Source organism: Asticcacaulis sp., assembly GCF_027484505.1.
GTDB lineage: Bacteria > Pseudomonadota > Alphaproteobacteria > Caulobacterales > Caulobacteraceae > Asticcacaulis.
The window spans coordinates 1-2,778 of sequence record NZ_JAIXSV010000028.1; the positions used below are offsets into that span (position 1 = coordinate 1).

The window sequence follows — 2,778 nt, forward strand, 5'->3', positions numbered from 1 at the left end:
ACCACCCGCATTCCGGCCTGAAAATGCGCTCGCCCCGCGAGTTCATAAGGGCCTATCGTGAAACCGCCTGAATGTCCGGCCAAACGGGGGCCAGTTCAATGATGGCCTGAACCCGGTGACGGGGGGGCATCTGGGCGCGCACGCCGTGACCCGCCACAGCTATGACCTGCTGGGCCGCCGCACCGCCACTACGCGCGGGGCCGCCAGCAGCCTCTACGGCTATGACATTGCCGGGCAGCTGAGGAACCTCAACCATGCCTGGTCGGGCGGCTCGCTGGCCGCCAGCTATCTCTACGACGATGCCGGCGCCCTGATCAGCGAGGCATTGGACAACAGCGCCTTCCTGTGGCAACCGGCCCCGACCCTGGCCAAGACCACCACCTACGACCCCGCCTCGCCCATCAACGCGCTCACCAAGGTGGACGGGGTGGCGCAAACCCACGACGCACGCGGCAACCGCACGGGCGCTGCGGGCCGCACCTGGCGCTACGACACCCGCAACATGCTGGTGGGCGCCAACGCCCCCGGCATGGCCGCGACGTACGGCTATTACCCGGAGGGTGGCCGCGCCTGGAAACAGGTGAACGGCGTCACGACGCTGTACCTGGAGCTGGACGGGATCGAGTGGGGTACCTACGACGCATCAGGCACCCTGAAGGAACGCACCATCCGCGCCTCGGGCAATGGCGGTGCGGTGGTGGCAATCCACGCTCCGGCCGCCGGCCTGATCCGCCTGCTGCCCAACCGCCAGGGCAGCGTCATCGGCTGGCTGCGCCCCGACGGCAAGCTGGGTGGGGCCTACACGTACGACGCCTATGGCAACTCCCCACAGGCCGGAGCCGCCGGCCCGCAGTTCCGGTATGCCGGGATGCGGTTGGATGCAGAAACAGGCCTGTACCACACGCCCAACCGGGCATACGATCCCCAGGACGGGAGGTGGATGCAGCTTGATCCGGCGGGGCTGGTCGATGGGCTCAACCGGTATGCCTATGTCAGTAACAGTCCGGTCAACGGCGCTGATCCAACAGGATTGGTATGCGTAGCCGCTAACAGGCTCAGTGACTATTGTCGTCGAGCTGAGATATATCGCCGCTTCGACATGAAATTTTATGATCAAACTCGATTCTTTGCAGCGGCCTCAATGACAACCACAATGTTAGCCAGCATGGACATTCCTGTTCTTGGTGGCTTAGCAATTTCTAGCAATGCCCGGAGTTTTTTATCTGACGTTAGTGCTTCTCTAGAAGACGCTAACGCGAAATTGGCGATGTCCATGGAGACTGTGAGATCAAGAGGCGGGAATATAGACCTTCAACTGATAAGGAAAGAACAAGATCTCGTTCAGGGTCATCTAAACAACTTGAGAAAAAACAATATCGAAAACTACACTAAGATAGTGTCCGAGATAAATAATATGCTAAATTCTGAAGATGGTTTCTCGTCTACAATGAATGCCGCAGCTGGCTTAGTATATCCAAGTGAGAGGCATTATCATAATATGCTTTCCCGCGTTCGTGAGCAGATTGGTGGTGATATAGACTTTTCAAATCAAGAACACAGAGAGGCAATTGGCAGACAATTGGTGAACGATCTTCGCGATAACGGTGGATGCGACAGGACAGGCTCAAGGATAAAATCATGCTAAACTGGAGGCGACTTTTATTGATTGCAATTAACTTAATTTTAGAAATTCCCGCCGCAGCAATTACAATTTCATTGGTTTTGGAAAAGAATTCATATCTTTACTTCTATGATTACAGTTATTTTACGTCAAATACATTTTTATTAACTATTATATTTGCCTTATTTTTTTATGTTGCGTCCGCTTATTTATTCACTACAATGTATTTCGCATTGTATCATGATTTTACAAAAATATCATATATTGTAACAAGAACCATTTTATATATTATCCATTGCTTTCTATTTTTTTTCATGTACTCACATGGAGGTGGACTTAAAGTATTGCAGATCATGGCGGCTGGCATCCCAATAATAATCTTATCTTCATTGATTTCTGTCCTGCTTGTCAGTTTCACACTCATACCCTTCACCGCGCCAGATCAGCAACTTAAAGAACGCAAAGACAGTGAGCAGGCCCCGCGCGGGAAACACAATGAACGAGATGGTGATGGCTCCTGTAGTGGATGATGATCGCATGAGCCTGACGATCAGTTTTGGCTTCAATACGCAAGGCACAGGTGTCGGCGGACTACAACACCCGCCGTCAGCCGCTTTACGAGGAGACGCGGGCCGGGTCCACAGCAGTGGCACCCCAAACCGCCGCCACGGTTCTGTCGCGCACCGACTGGGTCTATGATGATGTCGGCCGGGTTGTGGAGGAAAGGCGGGCCTCGGATATGCCGGGCATCCCGCATGCCGTCACAGCCACCCTCTATACCGCCACCGATCAGCCGCAGAGCGTGACCGACCCGCTGGGACGGGTGACGACCACGGATTATGACGCGCTGGACCGCGCCATCCGGGTAACGACCCCGTGGGAGGCGGGCAAGACCCGGGTGTCGGAGGTGCTGTACGATCCGGCGGGGCGCAAGCGGATCGAGCGTTCCGCCGTGGGCACGGATATGCAGCAGGACAGCGCGACCTATACCTACTCGGATGGCGATTCCGTTCGCACCATTACCGACCCGCGCGGCCATGTCCTGACCCATGCCTATGACGGCCATGGCCGCCCGCTCGAACCTATCTGAAATAACCCGCACGCAGAGGGTGAACAACGTTATCATGATGCCGTGAGCGCTCAGCAAATGGCGGCAC

At 55.5% G+C, this 2,778-nt stretch carries 3 protein-coding genes; all 3 read left to right on the forward strand.

Annotated features, from left to right (window positions below; translation table 11 throughout):
* Window positions 1-145 precede the first annotated feature (145 nt).
* From Q0072_RS01610 to Q0072_RS01620, 3 genes are read left to right on the forward strand one after another with little or no spacing between them, the layout of a single operon-like run.
* A complete protein-coding gene (locus Q0072_RS01610) occupies window positions 146-1,645 on the forward strand; it encodes an RHS repeat-associated core domain-containing protein (protein ID WP_298324797.1) in 1,500 nt (499 codons plus the stop codon).
* Complete coding sequence (locus Q0072_RS01615; RefSeq protein WP_298324802.1) at window positions 1,639-2,151, forward strand: hypothetical protein; 513 nt, start codon at window positions 1,639-1,641, stop codon at window positions 2,149-2,151. The genes Q0072_RS01610 and Q0072_RS01615 overlap by 7 nt, the downstream gene beginning before the upstream one ends.
* Window positions 2,152-2,177: 26 nt before the next feature.
* On the forward strand, window positions 2,178-2,711 hold the full coding sequence (locus Q0072_RS01620; RefSeq protein ID WP_298324805.1) for an RHS repeat domain-containing protein: 534 nt from the start codon (window positions 2,178-2,180) through the stop codon (window positions 2,709-2,711).
* The last annotated feature ends 67 nt before the right edge of the window (window positions 2,712-2,778 follow it).

What these genes read in the sequence shown, in the direction of transcription:
- Q0072_RS01615 (WP_298324802.1), top strand. Translation starts at nt 1,639, where the DNA reads ATGCTAAACTGGAGGCGACTTTTATTGATTGCAATTAACTTAATTTTA.